This is a genomic window from Paenibacillus sp. UNC496MF (assembly GCF_900113915.1).
GTDB classification, from domain to species: Bacteria; Bacillota; Bacilli; order Paenibacillales; family Paenibacillaceae; genus Paenibacillus_Z; species Paenibacillus_Z artemisiicola.
Genome location: NZ_FORE01000008.1, coordinates 295,169 through 321,308 on the forward strand (window position 1 = coordinate 295,169; position 26,140 = coordinate 321,308).

Annotated in this window: 13 protein-coding genes; 10 read left to right on the top strand and 3 right to left on the bottom strand. The window is 62.5% G+C overall.

Annotated features, from left to right (window positions below; all coding sequences use genetic code 11):
• Positions 1-27 precede the first annotated feature (27 nt).
• Together BMZ79_RS15285 and BMZ79_RS15290 are read left to right on the top strand one after the other, a co-directional pair.
• Positions 28-1,359, top strand: coding sequence for an LLM class flavin-dependent oxidoreductase (locus BMZ79_RS15285; protein WP_090641410.1), 1,332 nt, complete (start codon positions 28-30; stop codon positions 1,357-1,359).
• A 270-nt stretch (positions 1,360-1,629) separates the two neighbouring features.
• Positions 1,630-2,874 (top strand): acyltransferase, encoded by a 1,245-nt coding sequence (locus BMZ79_RS15290; RefSeq protein WP_090641411.1) that lies wholly within the window; start codon positions 1,630-1,632, stop codon positions 2,872-2,874.
• A gap of 330 nt (positions 2,875-3,204) precedes the next feature.
• On the opposite strand, the gene BMZ79_RS15295 is transcribed toward BMZ79_RS15290, so the two are convergent.
• Positions 3,205-4,509: an aminotransferase class I/II-fold pyridoxal phosphate-dependent enzyme gene (locus tag BMZ79_RS15295; protein WP_090641412.1), complete on the bottom strand. Its 1,305-nt coding sequence runs from the start codon at positions 4,507-4,509 to the stop codon at positions 3,205-3,207.
• A gap of 221 nt (positions 4,510-4,730) precedes the next feature.
• Between BMZ79_RS15295 and BMZ79_RS15300 the strand changes: the two genes are divergently transcribed.
• The gene (locus BMZ79_RS15300) at positions 4,731-5,516 is read left to right on the top strand and encodes a helix-turn-helix domain-containing protein (RefSeq protein WP_090641414.1); all 786 of its coding nucleotides are present in this window, start codon (positions 4,731-4,733) and stop codon (positions 5,514-5,516) included.
• 100 nt (positions 5,517-5,616) lie between these two features.
• Here the strand turns inward: BMZ79_RS15300 and BMZ79_RS15305 are convergent, their stop codons facing one another.
• The gene (locus BMZ79_RS15305; RefSeq protein ID WP_090641415.1) at positions 5,617-6,252 is read right to left on the bottom strand and encodes a pyridoxamine 5'-phosphate oxidase family protein; all 636 of its coding nucleotides are present in this window, start codon (positions 6,250-6,252) and stop codon (positions 5,617-5,619) included.
• Positions 6,253-6,385: 133 nt separating this feature from the next.
• Here BMZ79_RS15305 and BMZ79_RS15310 point away from each other — a divergent pair, with 133 nt between their 5' ends.
• A complete protein-coding gene (locus tag BMZ79_RS15310; protein ID WP_090641417.1) occupies positions 6,386-7,873 on the top strand; it encodes a MocR-like pyridoxine biosynthesis transcription factor PdxR in 1,488 nt (495 codons plus the stop codon).
• Between the two features lie 112 nt (positions 7,874-7,985).
• On the opposite strand, the gene asd is transcribed toward BMZ79_RS15310, so the two are convergent.
• On the bottom strand, positions 7,986-8,774 hold the full coding sequence (asd, locus tag BMZ79_RS15315; RefSeq protein ID WP_090641418.1) for an archaetidylserine decarboxylase: 789 nt from the start codon (positions 8,772-8,774) through the stop codon (positions 7,986-7,988).
• A gap of 151 nt (positions 8,775-8,925) precedes the next feature.
• Between asd and BMZ79_RS15320 the strand changes: the two genes are divergently transcribed.
• The 6 genes from BMZ79_RS15320 to BMZ79_RS15345 all read left to right on the top strand — a co-directional run bounded on the left by BMZ79_RS15320 (position 8,926) and on the right by BMZ79_RS15345 (position 26,140).
• Positions 8,926-9,219, top strand: coding sequence for a hypothetical protein (locus BMZ79_RS15320; RefSeq protein WP_143088965.1), 294 nt, complete (start codon positions 8,926-8,928; stop codon positions 9,217-9,219).
• A 100-nt stretch (positions 9,220-9,319) separates the two neighbouring features.
• On the top strand, positions 9,320-10,471 hold the full coding sequence (locus tag BMZ79_RS15325; protein WP_090641421.1) for a glycosyltransferase family 4 protein: 1,152 nt from the start codon (positions 9,320-9,322) through the stop codon (positions 10,469-10,471).
• A gap of 378 nt (positions 10,472-10,849) precedes the next feature.
• Positions 10,850-11,782: a copper amine oxidase N-terminal domain-containing protein gene (locus BMZ79_RS15330; protein ID WP_090641423.1), complete on the top strand. Its 933-nt coding sequence runs from the start codon at positions 10,850-10,852 to the stop codon at positions 11,780-11,782.
• Between the two features lie 572 nt (positions 11,783-12,354).
• Complete coding sequence (locus BMZ79_RS15335; RefSeq protein WP_090641424.1) at positions 12,355-18,627, top strand: hypothetical protein; 6,273 nt, start codon at positions 12,355-12,357, stop codon at positions 18,625-18,627.
• Between the two features lie 335 nt (positions 18,628-18,962).
• The gene (locus tag BMZ79_RS15340; RefSeq protein WP_090641426.1) at positions 18,963-24,599 is read left to right on the top strand and encodes a WIAG-tail domain; all 5,637 of its coding nucleotides are present in this window, start codon (positions 18,963-18,965) and stop codon (positions 24,597-24,599) included.
• Positions 24,600-24,865: 266 nt separating this feature from the next.
• A complete protein-coding gene (locus BMZ79_RS15345) occupies positions 24,866-26,140 on the top strand; it encodes a glycosyltransferase family 2 protein (protein ID WP_090641428.1) in 1,275 nt (424 codons plus the stop codon).

The window sequence follows — 26,140 nt, forward strand, 5'->3', positions numbered from 1 at the left end:
TCCGCGAACATGAAGGAGGAGAATACGATGAACAACTCCCGCAAGCAATTGAAGCTCGGCGCCCTGCTGCACGGCGTCGGAGGCAATCCCGCCATGTGGCGGCACCCCGACACGCTGCCGGACGCCAGCGTCAATATCGAGCTGTACAAGAGATGGGTGCGGAAAGCCGAAGAAGGCAAGCTGGATCTGATCTTTATCGCGGACGGCTTGTACATTAACGAGAAATCGATCCCGCATTTCCAAAACCGCTTCGAGCCGCTAACGCTGCTGAGCGCGCTCGCGTCGGCGAGCTCGAACATCGGACTCGTCGCCACGCTCTCGACGTCGTACAGCGAGCCGTTCACGGTCGCCCGCCAGTTCGCTTCGCTGGATATGCTGAGCGGAGGCCGCGCCGGGTGGAACGTCGTGACGTCGCCGCTCGAGGGCTCGGCGCTGAACTACGGCAAGAAGGAGCATCCCGAGCATGATCTCCGCTACCGGATCGCGACGGAATATTTGCAGGTGACGCGGGGGCTGTGGGATTCCTGGGAGGACGACGCGTTCGTGCGGGATAAGGCGTCCGGCGTATTCTTCGATCCTTCGAAGGTGCACCCGCTGAACCACGAGGGCGAGTTCTTCTCGGTGAAGGGCCCGCTCAACATCGCGCGTTCCAAGCAAGGCCAGCCGGTTATTTTCCAGGCGGGCGCTTCCGAGGTCGGCAAGAACTACGCGGCCAAGGAAGCCGACGCGATCTTCACGGGGCATGAGACCATCGAGGACGCGATCGCGTTCTATCAGGACGTGAAGTCGCGGGCGGTCGCGTTCGGCCGCTCGGCGGACGAGGTACTCGTCTTCCCGGGCATCGGGCCGATCGTCGGCGCGACCGAGGAGGAAGCGGAGCGCAAGTATCAGGAGGTCGCGGGCCTGGTCACGATCGACACCGCGCTCAATTACCTCGGCCGGTTTTTCGAGCACCACGACTTCTCGCAATATCCGCTCGACGAGCCGTTCCCGGAACTCGGCGAGCTTGGCCGCAACAGCTTCCAGAGCGGCACGGACAAGATCAAGAAGGACGCCAAGGAACGCGGCCTGACGCTGCGCCAGGTCGCGCTTCAGGCGGCGACGCCGCGCAGCACGTTCATCGGCACGCCGGAGCGCGTCGCGGACCTCCTCGAGGAATGGTTCGTGCGCGGCGCCGCCGACGGCTTCATGCTAGCCGAGGCGGTGCCGAACGGGCTGTCGGACTTCGTCGATCTCGTCGTGCCGATCCTGCAGCGGCGCGGGCTGTTCCGGACGGCGTACGAAAGCGGCACCCTCCGCGGCAATCTCGGCCTTCCGATTCCGGAGAATCGGTACGCGAAAGCGAACGCGCCGATTTAAGCGGATGATCGACTACAACCAGCAAGCAAGCAGCTTCGAAGGCCGAACGGCCTGCCGGAGCTGCTTGTTTGCGTTCGGCGGCATGCATGCCGCCATTCAGCGCCTTTGCAGCCTGCGCTCAGCCATGCTTCACGCGCGGGAGGCAAGCCGATGAAGCGGATGAAGCGATTTTTCGGCGGGATTCCCATAATCCGCCTGCCGCTCATAGTTTCAAATCATTCTTGAAACAGTATAAATAGGTAGTCCGGAAAATCGCGCTGCGAAACGGAGGTGGCTGACCTGCGAACGACAACAAGAACGATTCCCGCTTCGGAGGCGGTCCGCAAAGAGCGGCTGCCGGAGCTGGAAATGCTGCGCGGCCTCGCGATCCTCGGCGTACTGACGGTGCATGCCACGTCTTCGGCGGTGGTCGCGGTGCAAAATTCCTGGGTCCGGGACGCGTACGTCGCGCTTAACGCGTTTTCGCTGTTTTGCGTGCCGGCGTTTATCTTTTTGACGGGATTCGTGCTCTTTTACAATTATGTCGACCGGCCGATGACGCGGTCCGGGCTCGGGGCATTTTACGGGAAGCGGCTGAAACAGCTCGTCGTGCCGTACATCTTGGTCTCGCTCGGCTACGAGCTGGCCGTATCGGCGCTGAAGCACCGGTCTTGGGAGCCTGCCGACATCTTGGGACGGTTCGGAAAGCATTTGCTGAACGGCGGCGCCTACCCGCACTTGTATTATGTGATCATTACGATTCAGCTGTACGTGCTGTTTCCGCTCCTGCTGCCGCTGTTCCGGAAGCTGCGCCTTCCGGCCGCGTGCGCTATTCCGCTCGGCTTCGGCGCGCAATGGGCGTTCTATCTGCTGCACCTGAACGTCTGGCACCTCGAGGCGAAAGGCAGCTGGTCGCTCACGTATTTCGCGGCCTTCCTGCTCGGCGCCTACGGGGGCATGCGGCCGGACGCGCTCAAGTCATGGCTCGGCGTCGGCGATCAAAGCCGCGGCCGCGGCGGAAAGCGGCGGTTCGGGCTCATCGCGGCGCTGTGGCTCGCCGTGACCGCCTGCTTTCTTCGGATGCATGTCGCGTACCGGTCCGGCGGAACGGTGCCGGAGGGCTACTGGTTCGAGATCGGCTACAACCTGTTCACGCTGCTGACGACGCTCGTGCTGCTCGGAGCTTGCTTCCGGCTCGTTAAAGGACGAATGGCGCGGAAACCGTCCGCCGTCCTCGCGGATCTGGGCGCGTTGTCGTTCGGCGTCTATCTCGTTCATCCGTTCTTCCTGCTGCTGTATCACCGGCATCCCCCGGCGAGCGCCACGCCGCTGGTCTATCATCTCTGGACGGCCGGAGGATTCGTCTTCGCGCTGGGCGCGTCGCTTCTCGTCCTGCTGCCGGCCCACCGCTATGTCCGCGGCGCTTGGCTCGTCCTCGGCCCGGCGCCGCTAAAATTCGGGCCGAAGCCGAAAGCCGAAGCCGCGCAGGAAGGGACTTCAGCCGCCGAAGTACGGCTGAAGGAAGCGACGGAGTAGGAGTTCCGGCAACAAAAAAGAAGCAGTCGCGGAAAGTTTGCGACTGCTTCTTTGCGTTGGTTCGAAGTTGTTCTTTGCCGATTGGCGAGCCCGCAACATGGCGAGCCTCTAAATCCGCAAAACCGGAGCCGCGCTCGTCTGCAGATCTGCGCATGCGCAGGTTTTGAGGTCGGGAGCGACTTTGGCGCGAAGCACCACGGGAGCGCCCGGCCCAAAACCGGAGCTATGAGCTTCGAAGGGTCGGCCCGCAGAACTGTGCATACGCAGGTTTTGCGAATGCTAGGCCCGCGCGAAGCACCACGGGAGCACTCATCGCAACAAACCGGAGCTTTATTGGCTCGCCACCGCTACCTCTTGCACGGCCTTACAAATCGTATCGAACAGCTCTTCGAGGTGCTCTTCCTCGATGCACGAGAACGCCACGCGCAGGTCGGTTTCGCCGAGCGCGATCGTGCCGATGCCGTACGCGTCGAGCAAGCGCGTGCGCACCGCTTCCGCGTCCGTGTCCTTCAGCTTCAGGCACATGAAGTAGCCGGAGTTGAACGGGTAGTACGTCCAGACGTCGCCGTAGCGGCCGCCGTCGAGCAGCGCTTTTACTTTATTGGCGCGGCCCTTCATGATCGCGTACTTCTCTTCCTTCTGCGTCTCGAATTCCGGCGACTGCAGCGCCTTCAGCACGAACGTCTGCGACGGGTGCGGCCCGCTCGAAATCGTCGCGCGGATGATGCCGAGCGTCTTCTGCTCCAGCGCGCTCAGAATCGCTTCGGATTCCGTCGCGTACGTGATGAAGCCGACGCGGAAGCCCCAGACGTACTCTTCCTTCGTCGCGCCGTCGACCTTGATCGGCAGGATGCGCGGGTGCAGGCCCGCCAGCTGGCCGAACAACGATTCGTGCATCGAGCCCTCGAAGAAGAGGCCGAAGTACGCATCGTCGGTGACGACCACGACGTTGATGCCGGCTTCCGCCGCGTCCCGCAGCGCCGCCATGATCGCCTTGCCCTCTTCCGCGCCCGGCGTGTAGCCCGTCGGATTGTTCGGGAAGTTCAGCACGACGATCGCCTTGCCCTTGCTCTTCTGCGCCAGCAGCGCTTCGCGAAGGCCGTCGCTATTGAAACGGTTTTCGCCGTTGTACAGCGGATATTCCACGATGTCCGCCCCGCGGCGCACGCCGAAGGTCAGCTCGTAATTTTCCCAGTTCTTGTTCGGAATGATGACGGGGTCCCCTGCGTCCGCGAACAGGTCCGCAACGATGCTGAGGCCGTGGGTCAAGGCGTTGGTCGCGATGGGATTGCCGTACGTCTTGTTCGCGAGCGACGGGTTTTCCTTCAGCATTTTCGTCCGCCATGCCGCGCGCAGCTCGGGCTTCCCGGCCGGAGGCGCGTATTCGTACAGATCCTTCGGATTGTACGCGGACAAGGTGTCTTGAATGACCTTCAGATGCATCGGCTGACCGTTCTCGATCGCGATGCCGATCGTTGCGTTGAATTTCTTCGCCTTCGCTTTTGCTTCCGCGGATTGGCTCAAGATGCCTTCTTTCGGAAAATAAATCGCTTTGCCGAGTGCGGACAACATGGAGAAAACGTGACCGTTCTCGCGCTCAATCGTCGCGTTCAATTGCTGGGCAAGTGGGTTCATGGACTTCATTCATCCTTCCGGGAGGTCTCGTAATGGATTTCCAGGCGGAAACCGTTTAGTCGCTATTATACCACTCTTCGCGACGGATAGGCCACGCTCGCCGCGGAAATTCGGAACATTATTTGAAAATGACAAGACCGGCTTTCGGGACGAGTTGGCAAAGGATTCGGCGGTATTGTATGATGTCTTCGACATTGTTTTCGAGGGGAGGACGTCTGCGGATGCTTCACGTGTCGCCGACTGCGTTGCAATTAAAGCCCGCCTTCGCCAAAATCGTCTGCGAGCCGGGGTGGAAGTGGCAGAAGCGCGAGAAGCCGCTCGCCAATTACGACCTGTTCTACGTCTGGAGCGGCAGCGGGGAAGTAATGCTGAACGGCGTGCCGGTGCCCGTGGGCAAGGGAAGCTGCTTCCTGTTCCGGCCGGGCGACTTCACGAGCGCGACGCACAATCCCCAGCGGCCCTTGGTGCTGACGTACATTCATTTCGACGTCAAAGAGCCGGTGGACCTGATCCCGCAGCCGTACCGGGTGCTTCAGGAAACCGTGGACTTCGAATACCTGCTCTCCCGCTACGTCCGGTTGTTCCTCGTGAAGACGTACGCCGCCGAGGAAGAGGCGCAGCTGATCCTGAAGCAGCTGATCATCCATCTGCTCCGCGAGGACCGGGAAGGGCCGGTAGAGCGCAAGGCGAGCAACCAGCTGACGGAAGCGATCCACGAGATCGCCAACTTCATTCGCCAAAATCCCGGGGTCGCGCACCGCGTCGAGGATTTGGCCGCGCGGGCGCAGCTGTCGCCGCGGTACTTCTCCATCAAGTTCAAGGAAATGATCGGCTCCTCGGTGCAGTCGTACATGATCAAGACGCGGATCGAACGGGCGCAGCATCTGCTCATGCACGCCGGGATGAACGTGACGGAGGTCGCGGACGCGCTCGGGTACCGGGATATTTTCTTCTTCAGCCGGCAGTTCAAGCAGTACACGGGCAAAAGCCCGTCGGAAATCCGGTAGGCGGTTCGCCTACCCGATTGGCCGGCGGGCTTTTTTGCTGCGTGGCGCGGGGCGGGGCTGCGCCGCGTCCGTCGCGGCCGCATTCGGTAAGGCAAGCGGTTCAACCGCCGAGCGTGCCTTTCGCATGCGGGCAATACCGTTCCATCAGGGCGACCGTCTCCGCGTCGAGGGGCAATCCGCGCGCCGTCAGCCGATCCGTCACGGCTTCGCGGACGGGCTCCTTCAGGTTCTGCCCGAACTTGAACTTGCCGGTGACCCGATCGGGGTCGATGCGCACGACCGCCACGCCCTTCAGGCGGGGGACGTAATCGGGATCAGACGCGTCGATCGTCTTGTAGCCGCCTTCGGGCTGAAGCTTCCGCATGAACGCTTCCAGCGCGGCCGCTTTCTCCCCGGGGTCCTGCACGACGGCGGCTCGTCCGTCGATCCGCACCGATTTGAAATACGCCGTCGCCGGGCACGCCATCAGCGGGTCGGTGAAGTAGGACGGGATGATCGCGTATTCCTTCGCGACCATGAACGTCACGCGGGGGTCCGCCTGCAGCCGCGCCATTTTCTCTCCGATCCGGCTGCCGTGGAAGTACAGCTTGCCGCCGTCGTACACGAAGTTCAGCGGCGTCATGGACGGCGCGCCGTCCGTCCCCGCCGTGCCGAGAAAGCCGAAGCTCATTTCCGCGAGGAAGCGTTCGATTTCCTCCCGCTCGTCGTCTTTGATTTCGAATTCCGTTCTGCGCATGGGGCAGGCCTCCGTTTTCCGTAAGATAGCTCCTAGCATACCGCGCGCATTGACAATCAAAAAGATCCAATTATGATTAGTTTTATTGGACCGATTAAGAAGGCGTGGGCGGAATGGAGGCGGACAGGACGGCATGAACCAGGATTTTCGCATTCCTTACGACCGGCATTACGAGGAGCTGGGGCGCAAGACGGAGGCGCTGTTCCAGGCGCTGCGGGAGAGCATCGTGAACGGCACGCTGCCCGGCGGGACGCGGCTGCCTTCGAGCCGCAAGCTCGCGGAGCTGTACGGCTTGTCGCGCGGTTCGGCGAACGCGGCCTACGAGATGCTGGTCGCGGAAGGATTCGCGCGGACGGAGACGGGCAGCGGCACCTTCGTGGAGCCGCTTGCATCCGCGCCCAAGGCTCCGCGGCAAAAGGGCGCGGACGCGGCGATCGCGCTGTCGGCCTGGGGCGAGCGGCTCGTCGCCTCGCGGGACCGGTTCGGCTTCGTGGAGCGGCATCCCTTGCCGCCGCTTGGCGAGGGGCCGATCAGCTTCCGGCTGCGGGAGACGGACGCGGAGCTGTTCCCGGCGGAGGCGTGGAAGTCCGCCCTGCATGCCGAGATTCGCGAGATGACGGCGGCGTTCCCGCGCATCGCGGCCCCGGCCGAAGGCTATCTGCCGCTGCGCGAGGCGATCGCGCACGAGCTGCGGCGGGAACGCGGCATTCGCTGCGGCGCCGAGAACGTGTGCATCACCAACGGCTCCATGCAGGCGATCGCGCTGCTGTCGATGCTGCTCGTGCGGCCTGGCCTGCCGGTCGTGGTGGAGAATCCGGGCTACGCCGGCTTCCGCCGCGCCGTGACGGCGCAGGGCGGCACGCTGCTCGCGGCCGGCGTCGACGACGACGGCATCGTGCCGGAGGACTGGGACGCGGGGCTGCTGCTCGTCACGCCGACCCGGCAGTTTCCGACCGGGGCGGTGCTCTCCGCGAAGCGCCGTGCGGCGCTGCTCGCCTGGGCGTCGCGGCGCGGCGCGATGATCGTCGAGGACGATTACGACAGCGAGCTGCGCTGGGGCGGCCGGCCGGTCGAGCCGCTGAAGGCGCTCGACCGGGAGGAGCGGGTCGTGTACATCGGCACGTTCTCGAAGACGATGTTCGTCGATCTGCGCATCGGCTACGTCGTGCTGCCGGATGCCCTGGCAGAGCCGTTTCGGCTCGCGAAGGCGCTGCTGGAGCCGCATCCGTCCGCGCTCGTCGAGCAGCGCGCGCTTTCGCATTTTATCGGCAGCGGGGCGTACGCGAAGCATGTGCGGCGGATGAAACGGACGGTCGGGCGCCGGCTGCTGGCGTTCCGGGAAGCGGTGGAAGCGCGGCTCGCGCCGTGGTTCCGGTTCGTGCCGGCGGACGCGGGACTCCACATGTACGCGCAGTGGCGGGGCAATCCGGCGGATTATGCGCGGCTGCGGGCTATCTGCGCGGAGAAAGGCGTCGACTGGTCGTTCGGCGACAGGCTGTGGGAAGGGGACGGCGAGCGACCCTGCACGGCGCTGTTCGGCTTCGCGCATTTGAAGGAGTCGGCCATCGCGGCGGGCGGAGCGGCGATCGAGGCGGCGTGCAGGGAGCTCGGCGGCGAATGAAGCGAAGAAGCGGCAAGCCCCGGGGCTTGCCGCTTCTTTGCGTTCATCGTTCTAACGGAGATAGAGGAGCTATTCGGATGACGCGTCCCGGGCGAAGGCTGGTGCGCCCCGTTCAGCCTTGGACCAGCGTGCCGAGCTTCTCGCCCATGCGGACCTTCAGGCCGACGACGAGATCGCTCCGCGGGACGAAGCTGTCGTCCTCCGTGAGCAGCACGACGGTGGAGCCGAATTCGAAATAGGCGAGATCGTCGCCCTTCTGCATTTTATCGCGCAGGGGCTGGACGTATTTGATGCTGCTGACGTTCAGGGCCCCGACCTTGACGATGGCCGTTTCGGCGCCGGCGTGGCGCATGTAGGTAATGAGCCGTTCGTTGCGGCTCAGGACCCGCCGCATGTGGCGCAGGCCGAACTCGTTGACGGGATAGACTTTGCCGGGCACGTGCTCGCGTTCGACGACGGTGCCCGTGACGGGCGTATGTATGCGATGGTAATCGGTCGGGCTTAAGTAGAGCACGATGAAGTAGCCGTTCTTGTAATTCTCGGTGCGCGGCGAACGGTTGAGAAGCTCCTCGATCGTGTAGTCCTGTCCTTTGACGTTCAGGATCGTCCCTTGACGAATGGGGCCGCAGCCGGTGATCAGCGCGTCGACGGGACTGACGATCGCGTCCGGCCCGTCGTCGACCGGCCGGGAGCCGGGCTTCAGGCGCCTCGTGAAAAATTCGTTGAGCGTGCTATATTCGTGCAGCTGCTTCTCCGCCTCCTGCACGGCGATGCCGTACATGCGGGCGAATCTCGGTATAAAGGGCCGGCTGGCGGGCGATTGTGCGAAGCGGCCGGTTATGCGCGATATCCATTTGCGCGAGCTAAGCTCGGTCATGGATCGGAGCAGCCATTTGCTCATGCCGGTAGTTCACGTCCTCTCTCGGATAAAGGGCAGTTTCTGGTCGGTCTGCGACTAGTGTGACATATCGCGGGGTAATTATCAATAGAATCCATGCCCGCGGGTTTAAGGGCGGCGGCGTCTGCGAAAGCTGGAGATGAGGTGATGGATCATGACGTTAGGGGTGCTATTGGGTACGGCTGCCGGAGGCGCGCTGCTTGCGTGGCTTCGGCTGAAATCCCGCGGGGCGCGGCGGCTGCTTGACGTGGCGGCGGTGCTCGCGTACTTGGCGTTCTTCGCGGAGGCGGCGCATGCCGTCTTGCGGACGCTGCTTGACGATACGGTGTTCATGACGCAGGTGCACGAGGTGCTGCTGAGCCCGCTCTTCATGGCCGGCGGCGGGTATTTGGGGGTCTACGCGCTGAGTTTGCTGGCGGCGCGGGCTTGGACGGGGACGGATAGTTAGGCTGGCGGAAACCGGCGAAGACAGGCAGATGGCGGTTGCCGGCTTGCCTCCCTTGCGTATGCTGTAACAGCACATTACAGGAGAGGCGGTCAGTCGCGCCATGGAGAAACCCAGAGTCGCCTTCGTGACGCCGGGTACGTTTCCTCTGCCATCCCCGGGCAGCAGCTCGGTCGAGCGCGTCGTCGAGAAAATCGTCCCGCTGCTCGTTCCCCGCATCGAAGCGCATATTTACGGCCGCATCGGACGTTCCCTCGGCAAGCGGGGGCGGTTGGGCGGAGCGACCGTCGTCCGCTTCCCGGCGGCCAGCAAACAGCGGTACATCGCCTCCGTCCGGCGCGCGGTCGGCCGGCTTCGTCCCGATCTGCTTCAGGTGGAGAACCGTCCCCGCTACGTGCTCCGGCTCAAGCAGGCGCAGCCGAACAAGCGGATCTGGCTGAACCTGCATTCCAACACGTTCATTCAGGAGCGGGCGATTCCCGCGCGCACGTTGACGCGATGCTTTCACGCCGCCGAACGCATTATCGTGAACAGCGAGTTTCTGCGGGAGGATGCGGCGAAGCGCGTTCCCCAATTCGCGGATAAGCTCCGGGTCGTCTACCCCGGCGTCGACGTCGAACGGTTCCCGTCGCAGTATTCGGCCGAGGGCGCGAGCCGGCGGGCGGAGCTGCGCGCGAAGCGCAAATGGACCGGCCGCAGCGTCGTGCTGTTCATGGGCCGGCTGCAGCCGATCAAGGGCGTGCATCATCTGCTGAAGCTGATGCCGCAGCTGATCCAGGAGCACCCGTCGGTGCTGCTGGTCATCGTCGGCGGGGCGTTCTACGGCTCCAATCGGACGACGGCGTACGTGCGCGGGCTGCATCGTCAAGGCCGGAAGCTGCAGAACCACGTCGCTTTCGTGCCGTACGTGCCATACTCCGAGGTGCCCAGCTGGTTTCTCGGGGCCGACGTGGCGGTCGTCCCGTCCGGCAAGCGCGAGGCGTTCGGGCTCGTGAACGTGGAGGCGATGTCCTGCGGGCTGCCGGTCGTGGCTACGCGGGCGGGCGGCATGAAAGAGATCATCGTCGACGGGACGACCGGGTTCCTGGTCGATCCCGAGAACGTCGCCGCGGAGATGCGCCTGCGGCTGCTGGAGCTGCTGCGCAACGACCCGCTGCGCCGGCATATGGGATTGCTCAGCCGCGAGCGGGTGGAGCGCTACTTCACCTGGCAGCATTCCGCGAACCGGTGGCTGCAGCTGCTGACGGAGTCGTAGGCGGCGCCCAAGGACCTAGAGGCTGTAAAAATAAGGTTGAAATTTGTCGGCGATCTGGCTAGAATAGGAAGAGATTCGAGGACGTTCGTGCCTCAAATGCAGCAGGAAGCACCTGTTTGCAGGCTGGTTTATTCAGCTTGCAGGCAGGTGCTTTTTGACGTTTTCGCGCGCTGGGGAGCCGCGAAAGCTTAGGGGATTTTTAAGGGGAGAGGGCTCGTCGGAATCTAGCGAAAGGTGGTAGAATATGTTAATCGGCAGGACTTTGGGCGAATGGACGTAGGTCGCTCCGCCCGAAGGGTTTCGCCGAAAAGACGAAAATGCTGAAGCCAGGTTATTTGGAGAAATGCCATCTGGCGGAATTTATAGGAGGGTATCGCAGTGAAGAAGAGGAGAATGGCGGTCTTGGCGGCCGCGGCGGCTATGGTTGGGAGCTTGATCGGAGGGGGAGCGGTTTCGGCGGAAAATCCGCGCATCGTATCGGTCGACATGCCGATCGAAGTGTTGTTCGATGCCAGAAAACTGGCTTCCGACGTCAAGCCAAAACTCGTAGACGGCACCGTATTGGTACCGCTGCGGGTCATTGCGGAGAAAATGGATAGTACCATCGTCTTGAACGGCAATAACATCACGGTCACCAAGGGAAAGAATAAGATCGAGCTGACGATCGGTTCGAAAACGGCCGTGATTAATGGCAAACCAACGACGCTGCTGCAAGCGGCAACCGTTGAAAACGGCAGGACCCTTGTGCCTCTTAGAGTGATTAGCGAAGGGTTGAATGTTGCCGTTGAGTGGGATGGCATTTTGAAGTTTGTGTGGGTTGGGAGTAAGGAGGTTCCTGAGTTGAACGATATCGTTAAGCCCACAGCTTTCAAACCTTATATGGACTATTATAAAGGCGGTCCTACTGGAATTATGGATGGAGGTTACGGGACATATACAAATGCCACAGTTGTAGAACTAAAGGATTTTCCTTATAAAAGTGGCCCAATTATTTATTATAGATTTGATCTTGCATATGATCAGAATAATAATGTTTATATGCAATCGACTGAAAATACAATATCGTCTATTAACCCAAGATATTACTTATTGTCAAAGGGTTCTGTTCCTGTTTATAGCAATCCATTGTATTATCTGCGTCAAATCCCCAAAAAAGGAATTCATATTTATTATAATGACACCAGGAATCTGGGAGGAAAATATAGCAGTTTTCGAAAAATCGAGTACATAGATGCTGGTCATACAATTCCTTTGGGTGATAAGAAATCTAGTGCAGTTCTTATTAAAAATCCATGGAGGTTAGGAAGTTGAAAAAGTGCATTGCACTTATTGGAATTATTATTTTAGTAATTTCATTGTTTCCATCTGAGTTATTTCAACATGTTTTAGCGGATGCTGGCAATCCAAGTATTACTCCTGTTAGAGATCGCATCTCCTACCCGGATGGCATATATAAGAATTCAAACATGCGCTATGCAGTTGGGTTTGTTTATGAAGATATATGGTCAGATTCCTCTGGTGGGAACTGGAGTCCGAATCCCTTAGGTGCGATAGGGGTAACAATTACTAATCCTTATTCATTTTCATTTGTTGGGCGAACTGTTAAGGATGTAAATGTATTACCATTTACTCCAGGAACTCGAGATAGTGGGATATTTACTGATTCAAGAGGACAAGACTGGATTATTTATAAAGATTGGATTGGTAATAATTCATCGTTACCCTCCAAGTCTAGTGTTACTGGTATCGGGACAAGTTCGGTCTCTTTAGACGTTACAGTAACTGGAGATCTAACGACCATAAATCCCTATAACATTCGAGATTTGGAAGGTGCCTGCGGCAACTGTTCCCCCAACGTCAAGGGCTACCGATACTTTTTCCCGGTGCTATTCACGTTCGAGCTCAACGGTTACATGGAAGTCCACCACTACGCCACGGACGGCACGAACATCGACAGCGCGTTCCCGGATCAGTCCGCGGATTTGACCGGGAGCCCGAAGACGCTGATTCCGGCCGCGAGTCCGGGCTACGATTACGTCGGCTACAAGAAGAGCACCGTCGGGCCGCCCTCGGGCGGCAGCATCGCGACGGGCAGCCCGCCGACGGTGACGTACGACGCGACTTATGACACGTACTACCTCAACCTCTATTACGCGAAGAAGGCCGACGGACAGGCTATCGTCCGGCACGTCACCCGGGACGGGAACAGCTTGGACGGCACGATTTTCGCCGAGAAGACCGAACCGCTCACGAAAGGCGAACCTTACTCGCCTTCCCATCCGAGCGCCAGCGGGTATACGTACGCCGGCTACGTCAAATCGACAACCGGCTCGCCGCCCTCGGCGTTCGGCAATCCTGCGAGCGGCGAATACGGCATCGGCGCCTTCGACGGTTCGTTCAAAACGCTTTACTTATACTACGTGTACGACGCGCCGCTCGCGGCCGGCGAGATCAACATTCGCCATATGGTGCGGGAAGGACCGGGCGGGACGTATGCGCTCGCGAAGCAGCAGACGATTCCCGTCGCCTCGCTGCCGCACAGCTCATCTTACAGCTACGACGCTTCCTACGGCACGTTCATCGGCAGCAATTTATCGTACGTGGCCTACTCCGCCACCGAGACGCCGAAGACCGGCCAGTCCGTCAGTCTCAATGCAACGACCAGCAAAGCCTATGTAACCTTTTTCTACGAGAAACCCCTCTCGTTCACCGGCGACTTCGACGTCTTGCCGCCTACCCTCCCCTATAAAGCTTCGTTTACGCTGCATCCCAAAAACTTTCAACTGAAGGGCTGTATCTATCTATCCCACCGCTTCAAAATCGAACGAAACGGCACCTGGACCGGCAGTCCGGTGAGCGGCCAAACGACGGATTCGACCTTCTCGTTCGGCAATTACCCGTGGGTCATCGGCGTCGGCGTCCATGACGTTTATATGCAGATCGTCACGAGCTGCGGCGCGTCGGATTGGATCGGTCCCAAGCCGCTTACCGTGACGGGCCCGGTCGTCAATAACCCGCCGACGTTCGAGGTCGGCTTCGTCGATCCCGGCCAGCCCACGAAGCCGCTGCATCAAGCGGTAGAAGGCACGACGCTCGATCTGATCTACATCAACGATCCGGTCGTGCCGACGCCGAACGATCCGGACGGCGATACGATTTATTTCACGGGCTTCGACTTCGCGGCCGGCTCGCCCTTCGTCCAGTCGATTCCGTCCAAGAGCATCGCGTTCGTCGACGGCCAGCATAACCTGAAGATGGACACGCTCGGCTACCAGTATGTGTGCGCGCAGATGCGGGACGAATGGGGAGCGACGGCCAGCGCCTGCGCGTACATCGAAGTCGTGCCGAAGAACCCGGTGCCGGTCATCGATTGCCCGCCTTCGGTCATCGCGAACCACCCGATTGCCGCGGGGACGATTAACGGCAGCCGGAGCTACAGTCCGGTCTCGTACCTCCGGATCGACCACAGCCGCGACGAATGGGCGAACAAGCAGACCAGCTACCCGAATCCGGGCACGACGGATATTGCCGTACAGGTTTCGCTGTCCGTCTACGACGATACCGGCTTGAAATCGCTGGCTCCGGCGACCTGCACGATTATCGTGAAGCCGGACTTGCCGCCCGTCGCCCAGCTCGTCGTCCCTCCGCTGTCCGTCCGCGGCACGCAGCTCGACCTGCTGAACAAGTCGACCAGTCCGGATGCCGACGCCATCGTGACCGCGGCTTACCAATACAAATATGACGCGAACAACAACGGCTTTGCGGACGAGGCGTGGAAGACGGTCGGCGGCACGCTTGCCAAGCTGACGTTTACCCCGACGAAGGTCGGCAAGTATCTGTTTTACGTGAAAGTGACGGAGGAATACGGGCAGTGGGACGACACGGCTTCGGATCCGCCAACTTCGCTGACGCTCGATGTCGTGAACAACGCGCCGGAAGTGTCGTTCGCGATGGAAGGGAATAACCCGAACCCCAATCTCGATCCGTACACGCGGATCCGGCCGGAGGAGATGGTGAAGTGGCCGGTGTACGTGCCGGGGACAAACACCCTCGTCTATAACGCCGGCAACCTGTGGCGGACAAGCGCGGGCAGCATGATCGGCGGGGAAGGGCGAAACTTCGGCCAGCAGTTTGACGAGGCGTATACCTACAATGTCACGCGCTACAGTCAGACACTGTCATCGTTTCAAGCGTATCCGTTGACAAACAATGGATACGGGTCCAACGAGTTAAACCCGTGGAGATCCACGCTGCAGTCCGCCGTCGTTGCCAATCTCTTAAATAAAGAGGGAAACGGCTTACTGACGTGGTACAATGATCCGCCGAAAATCCGTTCCACAAAGAAACTGTTGATCTATGACTATCACTATAGGACCAGCAGCTACAATAACGGCCATGTGACGTATTATTACGACGACGAAATTATCGCGCTCGACCCCCATAAACTCTCGCCGGTCAAAGACGTTTTCGGGCAGTGGGGCTCGGTCTCGCAGGCGTATACCAATGGGGATCCGAATGCGTACGTCTTGACCAATTCCAGCTTTAACCGCCGAACCGTCAGTTTTTTGAGCGCCGGGACCCTGAAGACGAACATCCCCGTCATCGTGACGAGCGTGCCGGATTTCGAACTGGCGGACCAGTACCTCTACATGAAACGGAACTGGTCCTATGGCAATGGGCAAACCGTTACGGACATCGGCGTATTCGATGCGCGGACAGGCCAAGAACTGTCCAGTACGTTCGCGAATCCCACGATCGATCAAGGCGAACAGAATACGAGCATCGGCAACATGGACTTTTGCGGCGTTCAAGGCAGCAGCGTCGTTTTATGCAACAACACTTCGACCGCGACCGAGCGGCATTACAAGCTGACGCGCGATATGGCGCTCATGGAACTGCCGGCATGGACGCCGCCGGCACCGGTCAATCCGGCGATTAAGACGATGACCAGTCCGTCTTATACGCCGATTGCATCGATGACGGATGCAGCCGGAAATATTTATCGTTACGAGGCCTATTACAATCAAAGTTATAATTCAGGCTACTATGATTTGAACGTCGCGAAGTATAACGCGGATTATACGTTAGCCTGGCGGCAGTACATCGGCGATGCCCTTCGGAACGACTTGGCGGTTCAAGGGCAGCAAATCGGCACCACGCCGCAAAACTCGTTCTTAACGGCTTACTCGTATCCGGAAATAAAAAGCGGGTTTTACTATAACCCCGCGAAGAACGAGCTCTACGCAAAAGTGTATTACGACCACACTCGGCCGGGGGACGTTCTTCCGATGATGTATGAACGCGTGTATGTGCTGAATACCGGAACCGGCGCGGTCAAGCGCAAAGCGGACTCGCTTAATGGCGACGATCTGAGCATGTACCATTACGGCGGCAGCGATTTCGGGGCGTACACGCACTATTCAACGGACTTCGCCGGGAACCTTACGCCGAAGAGCAGGCTCAGCCAGACGGCGGACGGCTATCGGACCAGCTTGGATCGGAGCAACGGGGCGACATGCGATGCGGGAGGCGGGACCATGTACGCCATTTATGGGCGAAGCAAGGTATTCGATTCGGCCGGCAATACGGCCGGCAGCGTTTTGACCGGCTGCAATTATTCCCCGTCGCCGATCTATGGCGCCTATTACATGGACGGCGTGTACGTGACGCTCTCGCAGGGCCGACCGACGACGAGCTCGGATTCCGGCACCTATTCCAATACCATGAGCATGACGGTGTCGGTCGGCCCGCCGACGACGAATCCGCTTATCGTCAAGCCGTTTACGGGCGGCCAGTTTTTCTCGCCGATCTCGCTCTCGGATGATGAAGTGAAATTCAACTTCAAGATCGACGACACGGACTACGACAACGAGTGGCTCGGCTTCTCCTTCCGGATGAAGGATCGGCAAAACGGCTATGCGCTCGAGACGGACGCGAACAAGATCGAGCTGGTGAAGTACGCGGCGGGGGCGCGAACCGTACTGAAGTCGCAATCGTACCCGCTGCTCAGCCAGAAGACGTACGCGGTGAAGCTGCAGATGAGCGCAAGCCGTTTCGCGGTCTTTTTAGACAATGCGCCGCTTTTTGAAGCGGACGACGACACGTACGCCTCCGGGCGCTTCGGTTATTTCTCGAACAAGTCGTTCGTGACGTTCAGCGGGATTGCTTACAAGCCGCTCTTGCAAAACGACGTCTGGTCCGATCAGTACGCCATTTGGGACGAAGGCTCGGCTAAAGCGGAAATTCAGTACAACAATATCGTGTTCGGCGATCCGGAGAACGACCCGCCGGCGGGGGGCGTCTACGACTGGTCCGTGAAGCACACCGTGCGCTTCCTTCACAACCAAGGCGTCTCGGCGCTGAATGGCAAGACGTTCCACAACGCGCAGCTAACCTTCGATAAGGTCGGGGATTACGTCGTTGCCTTGAAGGCGAAGGACGACCCGAATCCGGATTACCTCTCGCCCGATGACACGTTCGACGAGTACCGGAAAGCATCGAATGAATTCACGAACAAGATTACGGTTCACCGCCGGCCGATCGCCAAATTCACGCTGGCCAGCGACGCGCAGCACAAGGTGCTGTGGACCGACTACAGCTACGATCCGGACCGATACTTCAGCAGCACGGATTACTCGACCGAAGCGACCGGAATCGACTACGAGGCGACCAAAGGGATCTTGCAGAAACGGTTCTACTACGTGACGCCAGGCGGCGCGTACAAGGAAACGAAGCTGACCGCGCCGCAGGAGCTCGGGACGTACGAGGTCGGCATGGCGGTCGCCGACGAATACGGCGCCTGGTCGGATTGGCGCGTCGTCCTGCTGCCGGTGACGGACTTGGCGCCGCCGAACGCGCCGCCGGTCCCGGGCTTTACGTCCGATCGCGTCAACACCTTTCGCGGCGTGCCGGTCACGTTCGATTCCGCCGCCTATGACGCCGAGGACGGCGACCGCACGAAGCTGCCGCATGCCTATTATCTCTCGAACGCTGCCGGCGGCGCGGAGACGTTCGCGAACGACTCGCGGACGAGCTGGACGAAGAGCTTCAGCAGCTTGGGAAGCTTCCGGGTGCGGCAGGTCGTGACGGATTCCGAAGGCGCTTCGGCGGAGTACAGCCTGCAGGTGAACGTCGTGAACCAGAAACCGAGCGCCGCGATCGCGGTCCCGGAAAGCGCCGACCAGAGCAATCCGACGAAGCTGACCGTGCTTCGGCCGGATTTTCAGTGGGACTACCGGGATGCGGACGGCGACGGCCAGGCGCAGTTCCAGGTGAAGATTTATCAATACGGCGGCGTGCCGCAGTACGATTCCGGCGTGAAAATCTCCGGCGCGGAGGACTGGGTACCGGGCGCCGATCTGCCGGAGCATGTCAATCTATACGTCATCGTCCGCGTCTTCGACGGCTACGATTGGAGCGACTACAGCGCGCCGCGTTATTTCTACATCGAGACGAACCGTCCGCCGTCCGCGGACTTCGATTGGTCGCCGAAGCCGGTTTATGAAGGCGATGCCGTGACCATCTCGCAGACGGTCGGCGACCCCGATCGCGATCCGCTCAGCGTGCAGTACGCGGTAAAGGATCCCGGCGGCGCGGAAACCGCGTATCCGTATACGCTAAGCCCGCCGTACGCATCCGCCGGCCCGCGACTGAACGGGACGAAGCCCGGCACGTACGTCGTGCGAATGACGGTCTCCGACGGCAAGGCGCCGCCGGTCACGGTGACGAAGAACATCGTCGTCCTACCGCTGGCGGTCACGGGGCAAGTGAAGCACACGGACGAGTGGAACGAGCGGCGCATCGCCAGCAATCTGAAGGCGGGCGGGGACGCGGAGCATCCGCGTCCGTACCGGGTGTTCTGGGCGGGCGAGCGGTTTCTGCTCAGCGCCGCCACGACGGATACGTTGACGGCGACGGACGCGGTCGAAGTCAAGGCGACGATGGGCGATACGACCGTAAGCCTGTCGCCCCGGGATGCCGCGCGGACCTCGTGGAGCGGGGACATGTGGAAGTCCGAATTCGAACGGCTTCCGGACGGTCCGCTCACCTTTGCCTTTAAGGCCGTCTACAGCAACGGCACCGTCAAAACCGCGACGGTCACGGTCGAGATCGCCGGCAGCGCGCAGCAAACCGTCGGGGTCCACCGGCGGAATTAACGGAATCTTCACTAACGGCTTCATGATCGGCATTAATTTCCATTCATGGACGCTTCATCGCGCATCGCGCCGGCGACCATGCCTGCGCTTCAACCGGTACGCTTGCGATCGCGAAGGGCGGCAAACCCGCCGTGCACCGTGAAGATGGCCGGCTATTACCGCTCGCTTTAACCACCGCTTCGCTGCGGGAAGAACGCTGAAAATGCCCGTTGTTTTCCTCGTGCTTTCCGCCGGGAGCGGTTTTTTGCGCAGAAAATGCGTCTCGGCCATGTGACCTGCCCATGGGTGAATGCATATGCTACCTATGACTATTCAGGTGGAAGAAGGAGAGGGCTATGGCGAAGAGCAGCAAGGGTAAGAGTCCGAAAGGGCGCAAGCCGTTATTTTACGTGGATAATCCGAACGCCTCGGAGTTGAAATGGCTCGAGGAACTGAAGAAGAGCAAGCCAGCGGACAACACCGGCACCAAGCGCAGCGTTCAGGTGAACGCGGCTCCCCCGGTGCTGGAACCGCAAGTGAAGCAACCCGCCGAACCGGTTCCGGCCGAACCGGCGGAGTTGGCAACCCTTCCGCAAGAACAGCCCGACGCGCCGGAGGCCGAGCGCATCGACGCCGTCGCCGTCGCGGAACCCATCGGACCGGCAGAGGTGGTCCTTGAAGTCGAGGCAGAGGCGCCGGGAACGCCGGAAGAGCCGGTTGCCGATCCGCAAGAAGAAGCCGCGCTGACGCCGGAAGCGGAGCCGCAGGAACAGCCGGAGGAGGAAGCCGACGAGCCGGAAGCCGTCATTTCGCCGGAAGCGTTCGTCGAAGAGCGCCGCATGCCGCACTCGCCGCTTCCTTTCGTGCACACGGACGATATCGCGGATGACGCGGTGACGTCGGAGAAGCTGGCCGTCGGCGCCGTCGATACGAGGAGCATCAAGCTGGGCGCGGTAAAGCCGCAGTCGATCGCGGACTTCGCCGTCGAAAGCATTCATATCGCGGAGAATGCCGTGACCGCCTCCAAGATCGCCTCGGAATCCATCACGGGCGAGCATTTGGCCAAGAACGCCATTTCCGGCGCGAAGATCCGCGACCGCTCCGTCACCGGCGACAAGCTGCGCGACAGCAGCATCACGTCGGAGAAGCTGGCGGACCGGACGATCAGCGCCGATAAGCTCGCGGAAGGCTCGATCGAAGCGAAGCATCTGAAAGAGCTGGTCATCACGACGGACCTCCTCGACGATCAATCCGTCACGACGGCGAAGCTGCGAAGCGCGGCCGTCCGCACGGAAAGCATCGCGAACGAAGCGATCAGCACCTCCAAGCTCGCGGAAGGATCGGTGACCCGTTCCAAGCTGCGCGACGGCGCGGTGACGGGCGAGAAAATCAGCCTGGGGGCCGTGGAATCCGGCCATCTTCAGCCGGGTCTGCTGCTCGCGGACCACGTCGCGCCGGGCGTCCTGACGGGAAAGCACATCGCGCCGGGCGAAATCGCGTCAAGTCATCTCGTCAAAGGCGCGGTCGGCGCTAAGGAGCTGCAAGCCGAAGCGGTGACGTCCGAAGCCATCGCGCCGGAAGCCGTCGGCTCCCGGGAGCTGCAGGAAGGCGCGGTGCGGTCGCGGCATGTCGCCGCCGGCGAAATCGGGACCGAGCATCTGCAGGATCAGGCGGTCTCGACCGCCAAACTGTCCGACTTGTCGATCTCGACCATCAAGCTCGTCGATCAAGCGGTCACGTCCTCGAAGATCGCCGATAAAAGCATCACCTCGATGAAGCTGTCCGACGACGCGGTCCAAGGCAAGCATCTGAGCCGTATGAGCATCAACGGCGACAAATTGGTCTACGACAGCATCGAAGAACGGCATTTGAGCGAAAATTCGGTCGGCTCCAAGCAGCTGATCGACGGCGGCGTGCTGGAGAAGCATCTCGGCGAAGGCGCCGTCACCGAAGGCAAAATCGCCAAAAACGCCGTCCGCGAAGCGCATATCGCCAAAGCGGCGGTCGGCACGCCGCAGCTGCAGGACGGAGCGGTCACGGAGCCGAAGCTGGCGGAAGGCAGCGTCTCCGGCTCGAAGCTGGCGGAGCAGGCGGTGCAGACGAAGCATGTGGCCGACGAGTCGATTACGTTCGACAAGATCGCGCCGGAAGCCGTCCGCGCGTTCCATCTGTCGACCGGAGCGGTGACGGAGGAGTCGATTACGCCGGAATCCATCTCGTCGGAGCATCTGCAGCCGGGGCTGATCGACGCCTTCCATATCCGGAAGGGCGCGGTCGAGACGAGCGCGATCCAGGACGGCGCGGTCAAAGCGGCGAAGCTGGCGAACGGCGCGGTGACGGAGCGGCATCTGGCCGCGGGGTCGGTCTACTCGCACCATCTGGCGGATCATGTGGTCAACGCGCTCAAGCTGTCCCCGGAGAGCGTGTCGACGGATAAGCTGACGGACTGGGCCGTGACGGGCGAGAAGCTCGCGGACGGCAGCGTTACGACGGCGAAGCTGGCGGGCGGCGCCGTGACGGGCGCGCAGCTGGCGGACGGCTCGGTCGGCGCGCGCCACTTGGGCGAGCGCACGGTGGATGGGCGCCATCTGACGGAAGGCGTCGTGCTCGAACGCCACCTGGCCGCAGGAGCGGTCGGCGGCGACGCCATCGCGCAGGGTGCCGTCACCGGCGACAAGATCGCCCAAGGCCACGTGAACGGCGCGCATTTGGCAAACGAGTCGGTCGGCAGCCGGCACTTGGCGGAGCAGTCGATCTTCGGCGCGCATCTGTCGCCGGGCAGCGTCAAAGACGTGCATCTGAGCAAGGATGCCGTCTCGGAAGACAAAATCGCCGAGGGCAGCATCGCCAGCCATCATCTGCAAAATGAATCCGTCGGCTCGCGCGCCATCGAGCCTTCATCGGTTCAGGGTCAGCACGTCGCGGCGGCGGCGATCGACGCCAACCATTTGGCGGACGGTTCCGTCGGCAGCTCGCACCTGAAAATCGACAGCGTCCTGCAGCTGCATTTGGCGCCGGAATCGGTCGGCACGGAGCAGCTCGGGGACGAATCGGTAACGGGCGGGAAGCTGGCCCAGCTCTCCGTCAGCGGGGAGCATATCCAGCTGGAGACGATCGCGGGCAAACATCTGAAGCCCGAATCCGTCCAAGGGTATCACATCCGCAAAGGTTCGATCACGCAAGCGCATCTGGCGGCGGAGTTCTATACGTTCGAGAAAGCGCCGGACGGCATCATCCACGGCAACAAAATCAAGCGCGGCACCATCGGCGGCGAGCTGCTGGCCGACGGCGCGGTCGGCGGCGCCCATCTGACGGGCGGTTCGGTCGGCGCGAGCGCCATCGCGGGCGGAGCGGTCGGCGAGCATCACCTCCAGGCCGGTTCGATCACGATGGGTAAAATCGCGGCGCGTTCGATCGCGAGCGCTCATCTCCTGACGGGCGCGGTAGGCAGCGACGCGATCGCGGACGGAGCGGTCGGGGCCTCGAAGCTGACGAAGGGCGCGGTGGGTACCGACGTCTTGGCCGACGGCTCGGTCGCCGGCGCGAAGCTGGCGGACGGTTCGGTCAGCGCCACGAAGCTGGCGGGCGGGGCGGTCGGCAAGCACGCTTTGGCGGACGGTTCGGTCATTGGCACGAAGCTGGCGAAGGCCGCGGTGGATACCGATGCGCTGGCGGACGGTTCGGTAGCGGGCACGAAGCTGGCGAACGGCGCGGTGGGCACGAAGGCACTCGCCGACGGCGCGGTGAGCGCCGCGAAGCTGGCGGACGGCGCGGTCGGCGCCAAGGCATTAATCGACGGCTCGGTGGTCGGCGCGAAGCTGGCGAAGGCCGCGGTAGGCACGGACGCGCTGAACGACGGCGCGGTGAGCGGCGCGAAGCTGGCGGCAGGCGCGGTGAGCGCGAAGGCGTTGGCCGACGGCGCGGTCACCGGCGCGAAGCTGGCGAAGGCCGCGGTAGGCACGGATACGCTGCATGACGGCGCGGTGAGCGGCGCGAAGCTGGCGGAAGGCGCGATCGGCGCCAAAGCGTTGGCCGAGGGCGCGGTCACCGGCGCGAAGCTGGCGAAAGGCGCGGTGAGCGCGGACGCGCTGATCGACGGCGCGGTAACGGCCGCGAAGCTGGCGGACGGCGCGGTGGGCGCGAAGGCGTTGGCCGAAGGCGCGGTGAATGGCGCGAAGCTGGCGAAAGGCGCGGTAGGCCCGGACGCGCTGATCGACGGCGCGATAACGGCCGCGAAGCTGGCGGACGGCGCGGTGGGCGCGAAGGCGTTGGCCGAAGGCGCGGTGAATGGCGCGAAGCTGGCGAAAGGCGCGGTAGGCCCGGACGCGCTGATCGACGGCGCGATAACGGCCGCGAAGCTGGCGGACGGCGCGGTCGGCGCGAAGTCGCTGGCCGACGGCTCGGTCATGAGCGCGAAGCTGGCGAAAGGCGCGGTAGGCCCGGACGCGCTGCTCGACGGCGCGGTCGGCGGCGCCAAATTGGCGGACGGCGCGGTCGGCGCCAAAGCGTTGGCCGACGGCTCGGTCATGAGCGCGAAGCTGGCGAAAGGCGCGGTGAACACGGAGGCGATTGCGTTCGGCGCGGTGGACGGCACGAAGCTGGCGCTGGATTCGGTCGGATCCGAAGTCCTGATCGACGGCGCGGTGGACGCCACGAAGCTGGCGAACCACGCGGTGGCGGAGCGGCATCTCCAGGACGGTTCGGTGACGGCGAGCAAAATCGCGCTGAAATCGATCGGCGAAGAGCATCTCGCGCCGGGCGCGATCACCGGACGCGCGCTGGTCGACGGCACGATCGGCACGGCATCGCTGGGTGACGGCGCGGTGACGGGCGCGAAAATCGCGAACGGCGCCATCGCCGAAGGTCAGCTCCAAGCCGGCGCGGTGACGATGAGCAAGATCGCCGCGCGATCCGTAACGACGACGCATTTGATTCCCGGAGCCGTCGAAACCGGCGTGATTTGCAACGGGGCGGTCACGGCCGATAAGCTCGCGCCGGGCGCGGTGACGGCCGATAAGCTCGCGCTCGGTTCGGTCACGGCCGATAAGCTTGCGGTCGGCGCGGTTGGCGGCGCCGCGATCGCGGACGGCTCGATTACCGCCGATAAACTCGCGCCGGGCGTGCTGAAGGAAACGGAAATCGATCTGGCGGACGGCGCGGTGGACGCAAGCAAGCTGGCAGATGGCGCGGTAGACGCAAGCAAGCTGGCGGACGGCGCGGTGGACGCAAGCAAGCTGGCAGATGGCGCGGTAGACGCAAGCAAGCTGGCGGACGGCGCGGTGGACGCAAGCAAGCTGGCGGACGGCGCGGTGGACGCGAGCAAGTTGGCGGACGGCGCGGTGGACGCGAGTAAGTTGGCGAACGGCGCGGTGGACGCGAGTAAGTTGGCGGACGGCGCGGTGGACGCTAGTAAGCTGGCGGACGGCGCGGTGGACGCTAGTAAGCTGGCGGACGGCGCGGTGGACGCGAGCAAGTTGGCGGACGGCGCGGTGGATGCAAGCAAGCTGGCGGACGGCGCGGTGGACGCGAGCAAGTTGGCGGACGGCGCGGTAGACGCCGAAAAGCTGGCGGACGGAGCAGTGACGGGCAGCAAGCTCGCGCCGGGCAGCATCACGGAAGCGCATCTGGCGCCCGGGTTGCTCGCCTCCCGGAAGACCGAGGACGTCAACGGCGGCACCTTGGCGGACGCCAGCGTCGGCGCGGAGAAGCTCGGCTTCTCGCCGGTCGCGACCGTGAAGCGCGCAGCCCCGGCGCTGCAGCAATTCGGGCTGGCGCCGTACAATTTCCAAGGCCAGGGCGAGCAGCTCGACATCACGATCAGCTTCGAGCAGCCGTTTCCGAACAGCGCCTACGTGTTCGTGGCGACGACCGACCAGCCGTCCTGCTACGCGGTCGTCAAGCAGAAAACGGCCGCGGCGGTGCAGCTGACCATCGTGCGCACGCGCATCAGCCCCGAACCGATCGGGCTGGCGAACTGGATCGCCATCGGTTAACGATCGCCATGGACGACCGACCCGGTCGTTTCCCTGAACAAAAGCACCCTGCCGCGGCAGGGTGCTTTTTTAATTTGTTCGCGTATTCTATCATTTCGTTCGTATCGCTCCTTTCGGCGAGCGCATGCCGGCCGCTAGATTCCGCCTGCGGAGACGTGTGGCAGCGTCAGGCAAGGCGAGCGCCTTGACGTACAACAGCCGTTCCTCTTACTCTCATTCGTCCATACACTGACTGGTAACAAGAAGATTTAGGGCAGGTGAGAGGGATGCTGCAGCCATTCGGCACGAAATCAGCGCCGTCGAAGGGAGGCGCTCCGCTATTTCCGAAAAGGGGGATTCTCGTCTCGACACCGACAGGCGCCGCGAACCGGCAAACGTCCGAGGCGACCGTAACGCAGGCTTCGCCGCAGGAACCGGTCCCCGCCGCGAGGCCGGCCGCCGCGAAAGCCGCCGTCCGGCCTCGCGGCGGGAAGAAGCGGGAGCGGCGGGTTCACGCCTCCGCGCTGGCTCCGAAGCGCGCCAAGGCCCGTACCGCGGCGGCTTCCGGAATCGCGAAGCCTCAGCCCCGTGCCGCGGCGAAGCGGCGCGCGTCCGCCGAAGCGAAGCCGCTCCGCGCCGGCAGCCGGGCGGCGAAACGGCCGGCCGCGGCGAAGCGGACCGGCAGGGCGAAGCGGCCGGAGCCGGCGGCGGCGCCCCTGACGACGCCGTGGCCGGCGGCGCCGTGGCCGGCGGCGCCTCAAGCGCAAGCGCAGCCGCCGGCCGCAAGTCTGCCGGAAGCGCAGCCGCTGGCCGTGCAGCCGCTCGGGAACGAGCCGGCCGTATCGGTCATCGTGCCGGTCATGAACGAACGGCGCACGATCGGCCGGGTCATCGATCAGGCGCGGCGCGTCCATCCGCAGACGGAGGTGATCGTCGTCGTGAACGGCTCGACGGACGGGTCGGCCGCGGTCGCGCGCGGCAAGGGCGCACGCGTCCTCGTCTACCCGGAGCCGCTCGGCCATGACGTCGGCCGCGGCGTCGGGGCGATGGCGGCCAAGGGCAGGGCGCTGCTGTTCATCGACGGGGACATGGTCATCCCGGCGGCGCAGCTGAAGCCCTTCGTGCAAGCCGTTCTGACGGGCGAAGCGGACGTGGCGCTGAACGATTACTCGGGACCGACGAGCAAACCGGTCGTGCACAGCGTCGTGCTCGCCAAGCATGCGCTCAACGCGCTGCTGGGACGCCCCGACCTGCAGGGCACGTCCATGACGGCCGTGCCGCACGCCATCAGCCGCCGGGCGCTCGACGGCATCGGCGCCGACGCCCTGGCCGTGCCGCCGCTCGCGCACGTCAAGGCGGTCCGGCTCGGCTTCGCGGTGAAGGCGGTCAAACATATCAACGTCGGCAAGCTGAATCTCTTGCGCAAGAAGAGAGAACGCACGAATCCGCTGGAGCGGCTCATCGTCGGCGACCACTTGGAAGCGATCGACTGGCTTGCCGGCCAGTCCGACGACCGCGGCGGGTACGGCGACGCGGAGCGAAAACGCGAATTTGCGAGGTGA